17 protein-coding genes are annotated in these 17,766 nt (G+C 59.1%); 9 read left to right on the plus strand and 8 right to left on the minus strand.

Annotation, left to right across the window (positions count from 1 at the left end):
* From ACTH3D_RS08600 to ACTH3D_RS08610, 3 genes are all read right to left on the minus strand, one after another.
* Positions 1 to 527 (minus strand): anthranilate synthase component II (locus ACTH3D_RS08600; protein WP_441666669.1); only part of this gene is annotated, 527 nt, incomplete at its 3' end.
* A gap of 124 nt (positions 528 to 651) precedes the next feature.
* Positions 652 to 2,151: an anthranilate synthase component I gene (gene trpE / locus ACTH3D_RS08605; RefSeq protein ID WP_441666670.1), complete on the minus strand. Its 1,500-nt coding sequence runs from the start codon at positions 2,149 to 2,151 to the stop codon at positions 652 to 654.
* A gap of 243 nt (positions 2,152 to 2,394) precedes the next feature.
* Complete coding sequence (locus ACTH3D_RS08610; protein WP_441666655.1) at positions 2,395 to 3,060, minus strand: phosphoglycolate phosphatase; 666 nt, start codon at positions 3,058 to 3,060, stop codon at positions 2,395 to 2,397.
* Positions 3,061 to 3,170: 110 nt separating this feature from the next.
* On the opposite strand from ACTH3D_RS08610, the gene ACTH3D_RS08615 reads away from it, so the two are divergent.
* A complete protein-coding gene (locus tag ACTH3D_RS08615) occupies positions 3,171 to 4,466 on the plus strand; it encodes an NAD(P)/FAD-dependent oxidoreductase (RefSeq protein WP_441666656.1) in 1,296 nt (431 codons plus the stop codon).
* Positions 4,467 to 4,474: 8 nt separating this feature from the next.
* Here the strand turns inward: ACTH3D_RS08615 and ACTH3D_RS08620 are convergent, their stop codons facing one another.
* Together ACTH3D_RS08620 and rpe are read right to left on the minus strand one after the other, a co-directional pair.
* On the minus strand, positions 4,475 to 4,741 hold the full coding sequence (locus ACTH3D_RS08620; RefSeq protein ID WP_441666657.1) for a GIY-YIG nuclease family protein: 267 nt from the start codon (positions 4,739 to 4,741) through the stop codon (positions 4,475 to 4,477).
* An 8-nt stretch (positions 4,742 to 4,749) separates the two neighbouring features.
* Positions 4,750 to 5,451, minus strand: coding sequence for a ribulose-phosphate 3-epimerase (gene rpe / locus ACTH3D_RS08625; RefSeq protein WP_441666658.1), 702 nt, complete (start codon positions 5,449 to 5,451; stop codon positions 4,750 to 4,752).
* 174 nt (positions 5,452 to 5,625) lie between these two features.
* Here rpe and ggt point away from each other — a divergent pair, with 174 nt between their 5' ends.
* The gene (gene ggt, locus ACTH3D_RS08630; RefSeq protein WP_441666659.1) at positions 5,626 to 7,392 is read left to right on the plus strand and encodes a gamma-glutamyltransferase; all 1,767 of its coding nucleotides are present in this window, start codon (positions 5,626 to 5,628) and stop codon (positions 7,390 to 7,392) included.
* A gap of 241 nt (positions 7,393 to 7,633) precedes the next feature.
* Here the strand turns inward: ggt and ACTH3D_RS08635 are convergent, their stop codons facing one another.
* On the minus strand, positions 7,634 to 8,368 hold the full coding sequence (locus ACTH3D_RS08635; protein ID WP_441666660.1) for a hypothetical protein: 735 nt from the start codon (positions 8,366 to 8,368) through the stop codon (positions 7,634 to 7,636).
* Between the two features lie 468 nt (positions 8,369 to 8,836).
* Here ACTH3D_RS08635 and cysP point away from each other — a divergent pair, with 468 nt between their 5' ends.
* The 5 genes from cysP (at position 8,837) to ACTH3D_RS08660 (ending at position 13,358) form a co-directional block, all read left to right on the plus strand.
* Positions 8,837 to 9,862, plus strand: a complete 1,026-nt coding sequence (gene cysP, locus ACTH3D_RS08640) for a thiosulfate ABC transporter substrate-binding protein CysP (RefSeq protein ID WP_441666661.1) — start codon at positions 8,837 to 8,839, stop codon at positions 9,860 to 9,862.
* Positions 9,863 to 9,880: 18 nt separating this feature from the next.
* Positions 9,881 to 10,741, plus strand: a complete 861-nt coding sequence (cysT, locus tag ACTH3D_RS08645) for a sulfate ABC transporter permease subunit CysT (protein ID WP_441666662.1) — start codon at positions 9,881 to 9,883, stop codon at positions 10,739 to 10,741.
* On the plus strand, positions 10,741 to 11,568 hold the full coding sequence (gene cysW, locus ACTH3D_RS08650) for a sulfate ABC transporter permease subunit CysW (RefSeq protein ID WP_441666663.1): 828 nt from the start codon (positions 10,741 to 10,743) through the stop codon (positions 11,566 to 11,568). The genes cysT and cysW overlap by 1 nt, the downstream gene beginning before the upstream one ends.
* Complete coding sequence (locus ACTH3D_RS08655; RefSeq protein WP_441666664.1) at positions 11,565 to 12,665, plus strand: sulfate/molybdate ABC transporter ATP-binding protein; 1,101 nt, start codon at positions 11,565 to 11,567, stop codon at positions 12,663 to 12,665. Before cysW ends, ACTH3D_RS08655 begins: the two co-directional genes overlap by 4 nt.
* 99 nt (positions 12,666 to 12,764) lie before the next feature.
* Positions 12,765 to 13,358 (plus strand): YajG family lipoprotein, encoded by a 594-nt coding sequence (locus ACTH3D_RS08660; protein WP_441666665.1) that lies wholly within the window; start codon positions 12,765 to 12,767, stop codon positions 13,356 to 13,358.
* On the opposite strand, the gene ACTH3D_RS08665 is transcribed toward ACTH3D_RS08660, so the two are convergent.
* Both ACTH3D_RS08665 and ACTH3D_RS08670 read right to left on the minus strand, forming a co-directional pair.
* Entirely contained in the window at positions 13,355 to 14,002 is a 648-nt protein-coding gene (locus tag ACTH3D_RS08665) for a thiopurine S-methyltransferase (RefSeq protein WP_441666666.1), read from the minus strand. The two genes, ACTH3D_RS08660 and ACTH3D_RS08665, sit on opposite strands and share 4 nt — an antisense overlap.
* A gap of 4 nt (positions 14,003 to 14,006) precedes the next feature.
* Positions 14,007 to 14,630 (minus strand): TIGR04211 family SH3 domain-containing protein, encoded by a 624-nt coding sequence (locus ACTH3D_RS08670; RefSeq protein ID WP_441666671.1) that lies wholly within the window; start codon positions 14,628 to 14,630, stop codon positions 14,007 to 14,009.
* A gap of 576 nt (positions 14,631 to 15,206) precedes the next feature.
* On the opposite strand from ACTH3D_RS08670, the gene miaB reads away from it, so the two are divergent.
* Positions 15,207 to 16,550 carry a tRNA (N6-isopentenyl adenosine(37)-C2)-methylthiotransferase MiaB gene (gene miaB / locus ACTH3D_RS08675; RefSeq protein ID WP_441666667.1) on the plus strand — a complete coding sequence of 448 codons (1,344 nt, stop codon included), beginning with the start codon at positions 15,207 to 15,209 and terminating at the stop codon, positions 16,548 to 16,550.
* A gap of 109 nt (positions 16,551 to 16,659) precedes the next feature.
* Positions 16,660 to 17,733: a PhoH family protein gene (locus ACTH3D_RS08680; RefSeq protein WP_441666668.1), complete on the plus strand. Its 1,074-nt coding sequence runs from the start codon at positions 16,660 to 16,662 to the stop codon at positions 17,731 to 17,733.
* Positions 17,734 to 17,766 lie beyond the last annotated feature (33 nt).

Consider the following 17,766-nt stretch of genomic DNA (forward strand, 5'->3'; position numbering starts at 1 on the left):
GAAAGAATAGATTCGGGATGGAACTGCACGCCTTCAATATCCAGTTCCCGATGGCGCAGGCCCATGATCAAGCCCGGCGTGACATCGTCATCATCGGTCCAGGCAGTCACCTCCAGGCACTCGGGTAGGCTGTCCTGCGCCACCACCAGAGAATGGTAGCGCGTCCCCGATAGCGGGTCGTCGAGGCCTTCAAACACGCCCTGACCCTGATGACGAATTGCCGAGCTCTTGCCGTGCATCACCTGAGGCGCGCGCACCACCTGGCCACCGTATACCTGGCCAATGGCCTGATGACCAAGACAGATACCAAGAATCGGCAGACGTCCAGCAAAGTGACGGATGGCATCCAGGGAAATACCCGCCTCATTGGGTGTGCAAGGGCCAGGCGAGATCACCAGATGACTCGGCGCCAGCGTCTCGATATCAGCAAGGCTGATGGCGTCGTTGCGATAGGTAATCACCTCAGCGCCCAGCTCACCCAGATACTGCACCACGTTGTAGGTGAAACTGTCGTAGTTATCGATCATCAGCACCGTGCTCACACTAACCCCCTGTTTTTATTTATGGCAGTGCCGAGACACTTCCGACTTTAGACTGATGTTTGACCCTGATATCTGCCTGCAACCAGCAAGCCTGGGCAGGGAGCAGTTTCTATGGCTCGAGATTATCCAATCCGCGCTCAGCCATGGCGACAGCACGGAACACCGCACGGCCTTTATTCAGGGTTTCCTGCCACTCAAGCTGCGGCACCGAGTCGGCGACGATGCCTGCCCCGGCTTGCACATGCAGCTGGCCGTCTTTGATCACTGCGGTACGGATGGCGATAGCAGTGTCCAGATTGCCGTGCCAGGACAGATAGCCCACGGCACCCGAGTAGACGCCTCGCTTGACGGGCTCCAACTCATCGATAATTTCGAGAGCGCGAACCTTAGGCGCACCGGAAACGGTACCCGCCGGAAAAGTAGCACGCAGCGCATCCATGGCCGTCAGCCCGGGCTTGAGCTTCCCAGTGACATTGGAAACGATATGCATGACGTGAGAATAACGCTCTACAACCATCTTCTCAGTGACGCCCACCGAGCCCGTTTCGCAAATGCGACCCAGGTCATTACGCCCCAGATCGATCAGCATCAAGTGCTCGGCGACTTCCTTGGGATCAGCCAGCAGCTCAGCTTCCAGCGCCTGGTCTTCCTGTTCGTTACGCCCGCGCACCCGGGTACCAGCGATCGGCCTCAGGGTCACCTCACCGTCCTCAAGGCGTGTCAAGATCTCCGGCGACGAACCGGCCACCTGGTGGTCGCCAAGATTAAGGAAAAACATGTAAGGCGAGGGGTTGAGGCTGCGCAGCGCCCGATAAAGATCCAGTGGCGGCGCCTGGTAGGGAATCGACATGCGCTGGGACGGTACGCACTGCATCACATCACCGGCCAACACATATTCCTTGATGGTCTCCACGGCAGACTTGAAGCCATCTTCGGTAAAGCCTGACGTGAAATCGCCCTCTTCCACGCCAGCCCCTCCGCCGCCAGAACTACTCGCGTTGATGGTCGCGCTGCGCAGGCGTGACTCCAGGCGCTCGAGACGCTGAACCGAGCGATCGAACGCCGCTTCGTCGGCAGGATCTGCATGCGTCCAAAGCGTTAACCGACCCGACAGGTTATCGAACACCACCAGCTCGTCGCACACCATCAACAGGATATCCGGCACGCCGATGGGATCGGGCTTAGCCTGTGCATCGGAGTCACGCAGTCGCGGCTCGATATAACGAATGGTGTCGTAGCCAAAATACCCCACCAGACCGCCATCGAAACGCGGCTGATCATCAAGCTTTGGCACCTTGAAGCGGGCCTGGAAGTCTTCAATCCAGCTCAGCGGGTCGTCAACGCTTGCGGCGCCCACCACCTCGTCATCGATATAGTGGCGCACCTCAAAACCGTGTACCTCAATACGCTCACGGCACGGCAGCCCGATGATCGAGTAGCGCCCCCACTTCTCACCGCCTTGCACCGACTCAAGCAGAAAGGTCCAGGGCGCATCGGCCAGTTTCAGGTAGGTTGATAGCGGGGTGTCGAGATCCGCCAGGACATCGCGTGTCACGGGGATCCGGTTGTAGCCGGCCTCGGCCAACTGCTGAAAACGTTCAAATGTCATCATGATGCACTAGTCGCTTTACTAGAATAGAGTCGATGGAAATGTCACACACCGGCAGCCTGCCGGACACGGGCATCACCATCGCCAGCCACCATGACGGAGACACAGCGTGGAGCGGGCTGGAGTAAGGCAAAGCAGCAGTGCTTGCATCATGAGGTATCCTTCACCGGGTAAGGTCTGCCACAGACGTTCATGACAATTGGCTATTGAACAACGTCGCCCAATAGCTTGCTGTAAAGAACGCTAAACGAGTTGTGCCAGCGATTCAAGCATGCCATCTGGTTGGCTCAACCCTACTGGCTCGCCATGATTATACCCGTAAGGCACCGCCAGAGTACGAAAGCCAGCCGCTTTACCTGCCATTACGTCATGACGGGAATCACCAACCATTACGCAGCGCGTCGGAGCTACTGAAAAAAACTCTGCCGCATGCAGCAGTGGCATGGGGTCAGGCTTGCGCTCTGCCAGGCTATCGCCACCCAGGCAGAGCGCAAAGTGGTGCTGCAGAGCAAAATGCTCAAGCAAGGGAGCAATGAAGGCTTCGGGCTTGTTGGTGATCAGCACTAGCGTAAGACCTGCCGCGCGTAAGCCATCCAGCGCCTCCCGGGCGCCGGGATAAAGGCGCGTTAGCTTACAGGGCGCGCGGGCATAGTGATCAAGAAAGGCGGCGTGCGCTTCATCCAGCCGTGCTTCACTGACGGCTTGACCAGCTGTGTCTACCAGGGCGCGCTGCATCAGCACCCGAGCACCGTTACCTACCCAATGGCGCACCCTCACCATACCAGGCGCCGGTAGCCCTAGCTGGCGCATGGCGGCGTCAACCGCAACAGCCATATCCGGTAAAGAGTCCATCAGAGTGCCGTCGAGGTCGAAGGCGACCAGTTGCACGTTATCAAGCAGTGGATGCATCAGCGGTGCTCTATAGATAGATAGGTAGTGGGCATATGAAGTATGCCCAATGATAGGCTAGGAACCAGCTTTCGACTATGCCAGTCACTTTCAATAATGAGGAAGAGCTCGTGAAAAAACCAACAATCGTCGTCGTCGGTGGCGGTGCCGGCGGCCTGGAGCTGGTCACCAAGCTGGGGCGGCGACTCGGGCGGCGCAAACAGGCCAGCATTGTACTGGTAGATCGCAACGCGACCCATATCTGGAAGCCCCTGCTGCACGAAGTGGCAACCGGTGTGCTGGACTCAGGAGTTAATGAAGTCTCCTATCAGGGGCACGCCCTCAGCAACGGCTACAGCTTCCAACGCGGCACCCTATGCAACCTGGACCGCGAAGCGAAAAGCCTCAGCCTGGCCCCAATAATGGACGGCGACGAAGAAATCCTACCTTCTCGCACTCTGCACTACGACTATCTGGTACTAGCCATTGGCAGCGTCAGCAATGACTTCGGCACACCGGGCGCCACGCAATTTTGCCACTTCCTAGATAGCCCGCAGCAGGCAGAAGGCTTCCGCAAGGATATGCTGAATACCTTCCTGCGCTATCAGGCGTCAGAACCCGCGCCCGACTCAACACTGACGGTTGGTATCATTGGTGCCGGTGCCACAGGCATCGAGCTGGCCGCCGAGCTGTATGAGGCCACCGGTATGCTGCATAGCTACGGCTTCACCCAGCTGGAAAGCGACCAGCTCAAAGTCCACCTGATCGAAGCGTCACCCGCCTTGCTGGGCATGCTGCCTGAAAGAATCGGCAATGCCGTGGGCAAGGAGCTTGAGAGCCTGGGCGTCACCATCCACCTCAATACCCGGGTGACTGAAGTCAAGAAAGACGCCATTGTGACCGCGGACGGCGAAGAGCTGGAGGTCGATTTAGCTGTATGGTCTGCTGGTATCAAGGCCCCAGACTTCCTGTCCAAACTGGGGCTGAGTGTTGAGCACAACAACCGCATAAAGGTTCACGACACACTGCAAAGCATTGATGATGAAAACATCTTTGTTCTTGGCGACTGTGCCAGCTGCCCACAGGGCGAAGGTGGAAGCGTTCCTCCTCGGGCCCAGGCCGCTCACCAACAAGCCAGCCGACTGTACTCAAACCTGCGCGCCAGGATGGCAGGCAAGCCGATGAAATCATTCACCTTCCGCGACCACGGCTCGCTGATTTCCCTGGCCCACTTTGATGCCATCGGCAACTTGATGCGCGGCAAATCAACACGCAGCCTGTTTATAGAAGGCCACCTGGCACGCTTCTTCTATGCCTCGCTGTATCGCATGCACCAGCGTGCCATTTTCGGCACCATCAGAACAGGGCTGATCATCATTGTGGATCGCTTGAACCGCTATCTTAAACCACGACTCAAGCTGCACTGAGGTAAAGCTCAAACAGGCGCAACGCTACGGCTGATCAGCCACTTGCGCTTACCAGCCGCGGGCAAGCACTTAACCGCGGCCTCCAGCTTGAGCGCCTCACTACGCGTACCCACCTCCTCATGGTGCACCAGCACAAGCGGCCCTTTTCCTCGCAGCGCCTTGGCACCACGACCGGTGCCATGTTCGCCCAGGCGTCGCTGTACATCGGTGGTGATACCGGTGTACAGCGCACCCGATGCCGTCTCAATCAAGTAGAGATGCCACACAGACGCCACCGGCTCACTCAAGATAGCGTGGCCAGTTGCTTATGAAAGTCACGGATCACACTATCGTAACGGTTGGCGTCGGCCTCATTGCGCGCCTTGAATACCGCCGAGCCAGCAACGAAGGTGTCGGCCCCAGCAGCGGCGATCTCGGCGATATTGTCCACCTTCACGCCACCATCGATTTCTAGGCGAATGTCTCGCCCGCTGGCGGCAATTCGCCGGCGCACCTCGCGCAGCTTGTCTAGCGTTGAAGGAAGGAACGACTGTCCGCCAAAGCCGGGATTGACGCTCATCAGCAGAATCATGTCGACCTTGTCCATCACGTAGTCCAGGTACGACAGCGGCGTAGCCGGATTGAACACCAGCCCAGCCTGACAGCCGCCGTCGCGGATCAGTTGCAGCGAGCGGTCGATATGGTTCGAGGCTTCCGGATGGAAGGTGACATAACTGGCCCCGGCATCGATGAAGTCGCCAATCAGTTGATCCACCGGGCGCACCATCAGATGCACATCGATTGGCGCGGTAACGCCGTGCTTGCGTAGCGCCTCACAGACCATGGGGCCAATGGTCAGGTTCGGCACATAGTGATTGTCCATCACATCGAAGTGGACGATATCCGCCCCTGAGGCGAGCACATCGTCCACCTCCTCACCCAGGCGGGCAAAATTGGCCGAAAGGATGGAAGGCGCAAGGCGGAAGTCGGGGCGTGAATCGGTCATGGCGGGGCATTTCCTGTCAGTCACTGAGCCAAAAACGGGTATTTTAACAGCTCACGGACGTTGCTGGTGAAACTTGCTTAACACCACCCAACCGCCGGATAGTAACGACAGTGACACCTTAGTCATCACAGCCCATACTTCAAAGACAAAACCGCTGATAAAAAGGACAAGTTCATGGCCCAGTTTCTGTTTACCGCCCGCTTCCGCAGGGGGCTATCTTCAGGGCTAGCCACCGGCCTGACCACTGGCCTGCTGGCAAGCGCCCTGCTGCTCTCCTCACCGATAATGGCACAGCAGGCGATCCTCGAAGGCGAGCGCTTTCATCCGCAAGAAAGCACCCACGGCATGGTGTCCACCAGTCATTTCCTGGCGTCTGAAGTGTCCCGCGACGTACTGGCCAAAGGCGGTAATGCCGTAGACGCTGCCGTTACGGCCGGCTTTGCGCTGGCGGTGACCCAGCCACGCTCAGGCAATATTGGCGGCGGCGGCTTCATGCTGATTTCTGATGAAAGCAGCGCCGAGGTCATCGCCATCGACTATCGCGAAACGGCTCCCGCCTCGGCCACTGAAACCATGTTCCAGGATGAAGACGGCAATGCTGTCACCGAGCGCTCACGCTATACCCACTTAGCGGCTGGCGTACCAGGCACGGTCGCCGGACTCGCCTTGGCACTGGAAGAGTACGGCACCCTGAGTCTGGCTGAAGCGCTGGCCCCGGCCATACGGCTGGCCGAAGATGGTTTTGCGGTGCCGCCGCGCTTCGTCAAAGGCCTTGACGATTCCCGCGAACGCTTTGAGCCCTGGGACGCCAGCATGGCGACCTTCTTCAAAGAAGACGGCTCGTCCTACGAAGTGGGTGAGATCTTTCGCCAACCGGCACTGGCCGCCACTCTCAAGCGCATTGCTGAGCATGGTGCCAGCGAGTTCTATGAAGGTGAAACCGCCCGTCTGATTGTCGCCGAGATGGAAAAGCACGGCGGCCTGATGACCATGGAAGATCTGGCCAGCTACACACCGGTGATTCGCGAACCCAGCCACGGTACCTATCGTGGCCATGACATCTACGCCATGAGCCCACCCTCCTCCGGCGGCGCCCACATCGTACAGATGCTCAATATCCTGGAAGACTATCCGATTGGCGAGATGGGCTTTGGCGCTGCTGACACCATGCATGTCATGGCCGAGGCCATGAAGCGCGCCTATGCAGACCGCTCCGAGTTTCTGGGCGATACCGACTTCGTCGAGGTGCCACTGGACGGCATTACCTCCAAGGAATATGCCGACGAGCTGCGCACCCTAATCGCTATGGACCAGGCCACACCCAGCGACACCATCAAGGCGGGCAACCCCGCAGCTTATGAGTCCAACGAGACCACCCACTTCTCGATTGCCGACGATAACGGCCTGGCAGTGTCCAACACTTACACCATCAACTTCAGCTACGGCTCGGGCATCGTGGTAGAAGATGCCGGTTTCCTGCTTAACAACGAGATGGATGACTTCTCCGCTAAGCCCGGCGTCCCTAACGCTTATGGTCTGATCGGCGGCGAGGCCAACAAGGTAGAGCCCGGCAAGCGAATGCTCTCATCAATGACCCCGACCATTGTCAAAAAGGATGGCAAGAACTTTCTAGTCACCGGCAGTCCCGGCGGCTCGCGCATCATCACCACCACACTGCAGGTACTGATGAACGTGATTGACCACGACATGAACATCCAGTCGGCAGTCAGCGCGCCGCGCATGCACCACCAATGGCTGCCCGACGAGATCCGCGTTGAGGCTGGTTTCAGCCCAGACACTCTGAAACTGCTGGAGCAACGCGGCCATGCCATCAGCCTGCAACCCGCCATGGGTGCCGCCCAATCCATCGTGATTGATAATGACGTCTTTTATGGCGGCGCTGACCCGCGACGCTCCACGTCTTCGGCGATCGGGCTGTAGTCCTGAACCCAAGCCTGACCCCAAGCTTGAACTCAAGAGATAAGTGCGACGCTATTGAAAGGCAGTCGAACTGCCAGCCGGGTACTGATAAGCACCTCGGCCCAGACGGCCAATCAATAGCGTTCACCAATACAGCACAGTATGCCCACGATGAACGGCGCTATTTGAAATCGCAGTCGTGAGAATAGTATGAATCATATAGGGCAATTTGGCTGACTGAGCCACCCCTTGCTTACCACCTTTAGAACCGCCATGAGAGACCAAGAATCGGGCCTTGCATGTTCCAGTCAAGCTTTGTGCCGTCATCCCTGTAATCGAAATCCAACCAACGGTAACCCGCAGACAGGAAAAAGCTATCGTTTATCTGGTAGTTAGCGGTAAGTAACGCCTGAACGGTATGCTCCGATCCCACACCAAAACCGCCAACATCAAGATAAGCGATGGTTGACCAGCGCGGCGCCAACTGGATATTGCTTCGCATTGCCAGGATTGGGTCGGTAAATGTTTTTTCGACGCTAGCTCCAAACACCTCTCCTGCGTTGACACTGGATTTGATGTTCCAGTGCCGCGCCCCGGCCAACACGTCTAGCGCCCAGGATTTCTCTTGAAGAACGCGCCACCCAGCGGCCAAGGTCATGGAACGCTGCTTCAGCTCACCCTCGGCCGAAATGCCTGGCGGGATGTGACCCTCTCGAGAACTGGAGGAGTAGCTGACATCTGCCAGCATCACCAAACGATCCTTACGGGCAAAGCCTGACAAGAAAAACGCCCCATCAACATCTTCTCTGCTTTCGGAGAAGCTTCTGCTGAACGAGAGGTTCGGCGCGCCTGTAAAAGGGGTAAAGTTCCCGTTAACGCCAATCGCCCAGATATAGGGTGTTACTTGCCCGACCCATTCATCCTGCGCGGCGGCAGGCAAAGCGGCAAGAACCGGAAAAATCGCAAGCGCATATGAAATAACATGTTTTCTTGGCACAGACTACCTCATCGAACGGGTTGTCATTACGGCATTCTGGCCAGTGACAGCAGCTGCTCCAAGAATGTCCGCGCAGTAAAATGAAAGAAAATGCTATTTTCATCGTTGACCACATGCCCTCTGGCTGCCCTCCTCGATTGAGGACTGCCTAAGCAAAGCGAAAAAACCGTTGAAAAAAGCAAAACGTGACTGTGAGTTACTCCTCCGTCAGCAACCTTACCCAGCATTAGTGGACACCAGCTCAAGCGATCGCTTGAGCCCCGAAAGCCTCTGGGCTGATCATTCCGAGAATACTGTGACGTCGCTGCTGCACATTACGCAAATCAAAGAATCTTCAGAGCGGACAGGGTGCTCTGTCACTGAGCTGCCTCAATAGCCTTATTCTATATCAGTATAAAAATCACCTGATCAATACCCCTTGTGACTGATATCTTAGGGCATCGATTCACTTCTAGCCCTGAGGTTATCATGTCATCCACACTGCCTTTCCGTCGTTCACTTCCCGCTCTGGCCATCGCTCTCGGGTTGGGGCTTGGCATGGCGTCGCCGTCCATGGCGGAAGATCGCGAGCTACTCAACTCATCCTACGACATTGCCCGCGAGCTGTTCGCCGAGGTCAATCCGCTGTTCAAGGCCAACTGGGAAGCGCAGAACGAAGGCGACACTCTGACCATCAAGCAGTCCCACGGCGGTTCATCTGCCCAGGCACGCGCCATCTTGCAGGGCCTGCGCGCCGATGTAGTGACCTACAACCAGGTTACCGATGTCCAGGTGCTGGCCGATGAAGGCCTGGTTGCCGAAGACTGGCAGCAGCAGCTGGCCAACAACGCCTCACCCTATTACTCCACCACCGCCTTTCTGGTGCGCAAGGGCAACCCCAAGGGCATCGAGAGCTGGGACGACCTGGCCGCCGAGGGCGTCGAGCTGGTGTTCCCCAATCCCAAGACATCCGGCAACGGGCGCTATACTTACTTAGCCGCCTGGGGTGCTGCCGATGAGCAGTTCGACGGTGATGAAGAGCAGATACAGGCCTTCATGGGCGACTTCCTGGGCAACGTGAAAGTGTTCGATACCGGCGGCCGCGGTGCTACCACCAGTTTCATCGAGCGCGGTATCGGTGATGTGCTGATCAGCTTCGAGTCCGAGGTCAACAACATCCGCGGCGAGTACGGCAGCGATGATTACGAAGTCGTAGTGCCGCCGGTCAGCATCCTGGCTGAGTTCCCGGTGGCGGTGGTCGAGGAAAACGCCGAACGTAACGACAATCTGGACCTGGCTCGCGACTACCTGGACTTCCTGTATAGCGAAGAGGCGCAGCGCCTGCTGGCTGGCTTCAACTACCGGGTAAACAACGAAGCCGTGGTCGAAGAGTTCGCCGACCAGTTCCCGAATACCAAGCTGTTCAAGGTCGAAGACGTATTCGGCGGCTGGGACCAGGCCATGGAAGCCCACTTCGCCAGCGGCGGTCAGCTCGACCAGCTGCAGCGTCGCTGAGTCCGGACGGCATAATCCATGAGCGCACCCGCCCTCTCCTTCACTCCAGCGCGCCCCATGCAGGTGCTGCCGGGATTCGGCCTGTCTCTGGGCATCAGCCTGACCTTTATCTCACTGGTGCTTCTGCTGCCCCTGACCGGCCTGGTAGGCCAGCTTTCTGAACTCTCGCTGGCCGAGTACTGGCAAGTGATCAGCGAGCCAAGGGTGGTGGCCAGCTACCTGACTACCATGGGTGCAGCAGCGGCGGCAGCGCTGGTCAATGCCGCCTTCGGCCTGCTGCTGGCCTGGGTGCTAGTACGCTATGAGTTTCCCGGCAAGCGCCTGCTTGATGCCCTGATGGATCTGCCCTTTGCGCTGCCCACCGCGGTGGCCGGCATTACCTTGGCCACGCTGTATTCCAGCAACGGCTGGATGGGCAAGCTACTGGCACCGCTGGGTATCGAGGTGTCCTATACCTGGCTCGGCATTGCGCTGGCTATGGCCTTCACCAGTATTCCCTTCGTGGTGCGCACGGTGCAACCGATTCTTGAAGACCTGCCCATTGAGGTGGACGAAGCCGCCATGACGCTTGGGGCGCGCGACGGCGTAGCCTTTCGCCGCGTGATCCTGCCGCATCTGTGGCCGGCGCTGGTGACCGGCACCGGGCTGGCTTTCGTGCGCTCGCTGGGCGAGTTCGGCGCAGTGATATTTATCGCTGGCAACATGCCCTTCGAGACCGAAATCACCTCACTGATGATCTTCGTCAAGCTGCAGGAATACGACTACGCCGGCGCTTCGGCCATCGCCTCGGTGGTACTGGCGACGTCTCTGATGCTACTCCTGGTCATTAATCTGTGGCAGGGGCGCTTCATTCGCCGGCTGCATGGAGGCAACGGCTAATGCAACGCATCGGCGACTCCCCAACCCTGCGTAGGGTACTGATCGGTACCGCAGTGACGCTTGCCGCGCTGTTTCTACTGTTGCCTCTGATAGCCATTTTCAGCCAGGCATTCGCCAAGGGGCTGGGCATCTTTGTGGCCAACGTGACCGACACCTACACCCTGTCGGCCATCGGCCTGACGCTGTTCATCACCGTGCTGACCATTCCCGTCAACCTGATGTTCGGCGTGATGCTGGCCTGGCTGGTGACCCGCTTCAACTTTCCCGGTCGGCGCTTGCTGCAGACCCTGATCGATATCCCCTTTGCGATCTCTCCGGTAGTAGCCGGCCTGGTGTACCTGCTGCTGTATGGCCGCAACGGCTGGATCGGCAGCTGGCTCGACGGCCACGATATCCAGCTGATGTTTGCCTGGCCCGGCATTTTGATGGTGACGATTTTTGTCACCTGCCCGTTTGTGGCCCGGGAGCTGATTCCGCTGATGCAGGCCCAAGGCTCCCGGGACGAAGAAGCGGCGGTAACGCTTGGCGCCTCGGGCTTTACTCTGTTTCGCCGAGTCACCCTGCCCAATATTCGCTGGGCGCTGCTGTATGGCGTGATCCTGACCAACGCCCGAGCAGTAGGTGAGTTCGGTGCAGTATCAGTGGTGTCAGGCGCCATCCGCGGCCAGACCAATACGCTGCCGCTGCACGTCGAACTGCTGTATCAGGACTACAACACTGCTGGCGCCTTCGCCTGCGCCGCCCTACTAGCCCTGATTGCCCTGCTTACACTGGCCGCCAAAGCCGGCCTGGAATGGCGCACTGCGCGTCGGGAGAGCTTGCCATGAGCATCCGTATCGAGAATATTCAGAAACATTTCGGTCGCACCTGCGCCCTGTCGCCGATCAATCTGGACATCCACGACAGCGAATTGATCGGCCTGCTCGGCCCGTCCGGCTCAGGCAAGACAACGCTGCTGCGCATTATTGCTGGGTTGGAAAATGCCGACTCACACCCAGCTGCGCGCATCCACTTTGGTACGCGCGACGTCACCCGGGTGCACGTGCGCGACCGGCGCATCGGTTTCGTGTTCCAGCACTACGCGCTGTTCCGCCACATGACAGTGGCTGATAACGTGGCCTTCGGACTGACGGTGATGCCGCGCAAATCGCGCCCTTCCAGCGCAGAGATCCGCAGCCGAGTCTATCAGCTGCTGGAAATGGTGCAGCTCGAACATCTGGCTGGACGCTATCCGGCTCAACTATCTGGCGGTCAGCAGCAGCGTATCGCGCTGGCCCGGGCACTGGCCCTGCGCCCCGATGTGCTGCTGCTCGACGAGCCGTTCGGTGCGCTGGACGCCAAGGTACGTCAGGAGCTACGCCGCTGGCTGCGCCACCTGCATGATGAACTGAACTTCACCAGCGTGTTTGTCACCCACGATCAGGAGGAAGCCCTCGAGCTGTCCGACCGCGTCGTAGTGATGAGCAACGGCCGCATCGAGCAGATCGATACCCCCGATGCGCTGTATCGCGCGCCGGCCAACCGCTTCGTGTTTGAGTTTCTTGGCGACGTGAATGCGCTGGAAGGCGAGGTGCGCGGCGGCGTGCTGACCTGCGGCGATGCCAGACTCAACGCCGACCTGCCCCAGGGCCACCAGACATTGCTGATGCGTCCCCACGAGCTGACGCTGAGCCAGTCACCCTCCCCCGACGCCCACCTGCCGGTCACCGTCACCGCCGTGGTGCCGATCGGTGCGGACCTGCGCGTTGAGCTGAGCGCCGACTGGTTACCCAAGCCTTGGCTGGTCAGCGCCCGCCATAGCGATTTGGCCGGGCTCTCGCCCCAGCGTGGTCAGCGCCTGTACGTCAGGCCGCTGCAGTGGCACCGCTTTGATAGCGACGGCCAGCGCCTGGCAGCCCCCGCCGCGCTGCGCCTCAGCGCCTGAGGAACGGGCAGCGGCGGCGGGCACAGTAAAGCAGGACAGCCCCCCGGTCTGCTGCTACGCTCACACTCTGGCTTAACCATGCACAATAAGGAGTGTTCCATGGCAGCACGACGTTTCGCCTTGCTGATCTGTCTTGCCATCACAGTAGCTACCAGCGGCTGCGCCAGCCCTCACTACCTGCAACCCGCGCCCAAGCGCACTACTGCAGTGCCGCTGGTCGGCCAGGGGCAGATGGTCACAGTCAGGACGGTGTATGAACCCCAGAGCAACATTATCGGCACCCGCACCGGCAATGACATGTCAACGTCAATCATCACCATCGAGCCGGCCCAACTGAGGGCCAGCCTGCAAGCGGAAGCCGAGCGCGCGGTGCGCGACATGGGTTTCACCCCCACCGCCACCAGCTCAGCCAACGGGCCAACGTTGACTCTGACGCTGGACACCCTGGGTTACGGGCGCGGCACAGGTCGCCCGCTGGTAGACGAGGCAAGCATTCAGGCGATACTGGTTGCCGAAGCAGTCAACCAGGGTATCACCTACACTGGCACCTATACGGTGACCCGCAACCAGAGCTTTGCCATTGGCATGAGGCCCAGCAAGAAAAGTAACTTGGCAATGATTGAAGGGCTGCTGGCCGACGCGATGAACCGCGCCTTCAGCGACCCGGAGCTGGCTGGCGTGCTGGGCCGTTAGAAAGCGCCATATTGCGGGCCGCGCCTCACCAGCGACCAGGTATGCTCACGAAACCTGCTGCCAGGCTCCTCAGTGCCATCATCGAGGTGCTCAAGGCGAAAATTGGGGGCAAACAGCTGCTCCACTTCCGCATGGCTCACCGAGTAAGGTGGGCCTCCCCTATCTCCCGGAGCACGCGTCAGCCCTACCATCAAGCCCTTGGCGCCTGGCGGCAACAGCTGCGCCAGATGGAAGGCATAGCGCTGACGGGCGGCCTTGGGCAAAGCCACCAAAGCGGCGCGGTCATAGAAAGAGCCCACCCGGGCAGCTTCGCGAATATGGAAATGAAAGATGTCACCGCACCACAGCTCCACGCTGCCCTGACGACTGATATCAAAACTGTTGTGACGATAGCGGGAAATCTCTCCCTCACCGTCAGCCAGGAACTGCTCAATAGCCAGCGGCGCAAGCTCAATACCCAACACCGGGTAGCCCTGGCCTGCCAGCCAGCGCATATCGAGACTCTTGCCGCAAAGCGGTACCAGCACACCGCTAGAAGGTGAGACCTGCAGGTTATGCCAGTGGCGCGTCAGGGCAGGGTGCACCTGAGTTCGATGAAAACCGGTACGCCCTTCTTCCCAGCGCCTGAGCCACTCCTCGCTCATTGCTTCAGAACCAGTTAGCGTTGCGACGACGGCGACGTGGCAGATGCGGCACAATCAACCCCAGCAGCAGACCGGCACCCGCCACTCCCCCCCCGTAAATGAAGTAGCGCATCAGAAGGTCTTTTTCTTCCGTATTGAGATGGGCTTCCAGCTGGCGCACTCTAGCCTGGGCGGCATCGGCCTCTGTGGCCAACTCATTGTTCTGCTTTTCCAGTTGAGCAATGCGCTTCTCGCGAATTTCCAGCGTCTCGTTCAACGAGCCAAGACGACCATCCCAGGTGCTATTGATACCGGCCAGCTCGCTGGTCAGGGTTTCAACCCGCGCTTCAAGCTCAGGCACCCGGGCCTGAGCGCTGGGAGTTTGCTGCAGATCGCTGCTGGGCACCCAGACTTCGTCCCCGCCCTCACTACGCACCTGGGTGTAATCTCCGCTGGTGTCTAGCACTGTCACCGGCGCACCGGCAGCCAGGCGACCAACGATTCGGTAGCCGTCAGTGGGGCCGCTTCGTACGAAGGTCGTGATATCGTCAGAAACCCAGCTCTTATCTGCGCTGTCCTGCTGAGCCTGGAGAGGCAACGCCAGGGCCAGCGTCAGCGCCCCCAGCCCGATCGTTCTGATGTGTTGCATCATGATTGCGTCGTCCTGATTTTTCCTGGCTATCCAAAGCACTTCATTCAAGGCACGTCATAACGTCATTGGTACATGGATACATTGATACGCAGAGAATTTGGTACGCGCATATTTTACGGCGAAATCGACCTCTAAGCCATGCTCATGAAGCGCAACACATGCCATGGGCGACATTATACTGGTAGAAGCTTCTGTCACTGGCACTTGCCAAAAGCTCGTCTCACGGCCCCTGGCGGTTACCCACAGCTTCTGTGGATAAGCATCAGGAAAACTCTGGCAAACCGCTCTCAGACCCGCATAGCGGCGACGGCTGCCAAAGTCGCTCATTTTTTGACCAGTCGATTTTACCACCGGCTTGATCACCGAGGCACGCACGTTAGCGGCAAGCGTAACATAACAGCCACGGGCTCTGCCGCTGGCAAACTAGCCCCGGCAGCAAGCCCTGCGTATAATGGCTAACCTTGTCCCTGCAGGCATTCGGCCTTCAGTAACACCAAGAAATTGCATCAAGCCTATCCACTTGCTGTTGGCGCCCACAGGGTTCGCCATGGCCCCGGTTCTTATAAAAGTGATATGACGAAGAAGCTCTTCATCAAAACACACGGCTGCCAGATGAACGAGTATGACTCCGCCCGTATGGCGGATCTGCTCGGCGAGTCGCACCAGCTCGAACTCACCGACAACGAACAGGATGCCGACGTCATCCTGCTGAACACCTGCTCGATTCGCGAGAAAGCCCAGGAAAAAGTGTTTCATCAGCTGGGCCGCTGGAAAAAGCTGAAAGCGGCAAATCCTGATCTGGTGATCGGTGTGGGGGGCTGCGTGGCCAGCCAGGAAGGCGAGGCAATACGCAAACGCGCACCCCATGTGGACCTGGTGTTTGGTCCGCAAACCCTGCACCGGGTGCCGACCATGCTGGACGCCAGCCGCAACGACCAGATTTCCGTGGTCGATGTGACCTTTCCCGAGATCGAGAAGTTCGACCATCTGCCCAAGCCCAGTTCCGACGGCGCCACGGCCTTTGTGTCGATCATGGAGGGTTGCTCGAAGTACTGCACCTTCTGCGTGGTGCCCTACACCCGCGGCGAAGAAGTCTCGCGGCCTTTCGAGAAGGTCATGGATGAGGTGATCCATCTGGCCGACCAGGGTGTGCGCGAAGTCAATTTGCTGGGCCAGAACGTCAACGCTTATCGTGGCGAGAACATGATGGGCGACGAAATCGACTTGGCTGAACTGATCAGCTGCGTTGCCGCCGTGGATGGCATCGACCGAGTGCGTTTCACCACTTCGCACCCGGTAGAGTTTACCGAGAGCCTGATCGACGCCTACCTGGATATTCCCGAGCTGGTCAGCCACCTGCACCTGCCGGTGCAGTCGGGCTCCAACCGCATCCTGAGCGCCATGAAACGCGGCCACAGCGTCGAAGAGTACATCGACAAGATGGAACGTATCCGCGCTAACCGTCCAGATATCAGCTTCTCATCAGACTTCATCATCGGCTTTCCCGGCGAGACCGAGGAAGACTTTGAAGCCACCATGAACCTGATCCACCGCATCGGCTTTGATCATTCTTTCAGCTTTGTCTATTCACCACGTCCGGGCACACCGGCGGCCGAGCTTGAGGACGACACGCCTGAGACCGTCAAGAAAGAACGCCTAGCCATTCTGCAAGCGCGCATCATTCAACAGACCGCGCAGATCAGCCGACGCATGGTAGGAAGCACCCAGCGCATCCTGGTCACCGGATTCTCACCCAGGGACCCGGGGCAGCTATCCGGGCGCACCGAGAACAACCGCGTGGTCAATTTCCGCGCGGCCAACCCCACCGAGCTGATCGGTCACTTTGTCGATGTGATAATCAACGAGGCCTTCCCAAACTCGCTGCGCGCCGAGTTGGCTTCCCCCGAGCGCTTCTGACACGCTGCGCTGTTGCGACACACCACGCATCCTGCACGTCATATTGCCCCGGCACCCGCTGGGGCAGTAAGCTGGATGCCACCACACCTTTATCCATGGGCAGTCTGTCTTGAGTCAGTCAACCACTCCGGTCAATCGCGTCACCACTCTCAACCTGGAACCCAATGACCCACGCCGTCTAGCCAACCTGTGCGGACAGCGCGACGAGCACCTGCGCCTGATTGAGTCGCGCCTGGGCATTACCCTGCGCAATCGCGGCAATGCGTTTCAGCTTGCCGGGCCGGCTCACCGGGTCAGGGCCGGTGCCAACCTGCTTGAGCACCTATATCGCGAGGCCGAGTCCAGCGAGCTCAGTCCCGAAACTCTGCACCTGTACCTGCAGGAGTCAGGAGTTGAAGCCCTGGAAGAAGACGAAGGCCACCAGCACGCCGAAGTGCTGCTACGCACACCGAAAATGCTGATCAAGCCGCGGGGTCTCAACCAGCAGTCCTACGTCACCAGCATGCGCGCCCACGACATCAACTTCGGGATCGGCCCGGCGGGTACCGGTAAGACGTACCTGGCGGTGGCTGCTGCAGTTGAAGCACTGAACCAGCAGCAGGTGCGCCGCATCCTGCTGGTGCGCCCGGCCGTCGAGGCAGGCGAGAAACTGGGGTTCCTGCCTGGCGACCTGGCACAGAAAATCGACCCCTACCTGCGCCCGCTGTACGACGCCCTCTACGAGATGATCGGCTTCGAGCAGGTGGCTAAGCTAATCGAACGCCAGATCATCGAGATCGCTCCGTTAGCCTATATGCGTGGCCGCACCCTGAATAATGCCTTCATCATTCTCGACGAAAGCCAGAACACCACCCGCGAACAGATGAAGATGTTCCTGACCCGCATCGGCTTCGGCTCCACGGCAGTGATTACTGGTGACATCACCCAGGTCGACCTACCCAAAGGCCAGAGCTCGGGCCTGATCCAGGTGCTGGAAGTGCTGCGCGAGACGCCGGGCATTGGCATGACCCACTTCTCGGCCAAGGATGTGGTACGCCACCCCTTGGTACAGCGCATCATCGAAGCCTATGACGTCTTCGAGGCCGAGCAAGAAGTGCATGAACGTGCCCAGAAAGAGGCACGCCAGCAGGAGCGCGAGGCGCGCCGCTTCCGCCGTGAGCGCGACGAGGAGACCGACCGGTGAGTGCCGAGCACCTTGACCGCCCGCAGGCCCGCA

Origin of the sequence: Halomonas sp. (assembly GCF_052095765.1) — a bacterium.
Taxonomy (GTDB): Bacteria; Pseudomonadota; Gammaproteobacteria; order Pseudomonadales; family Halomonadaceae; genus Halomonas.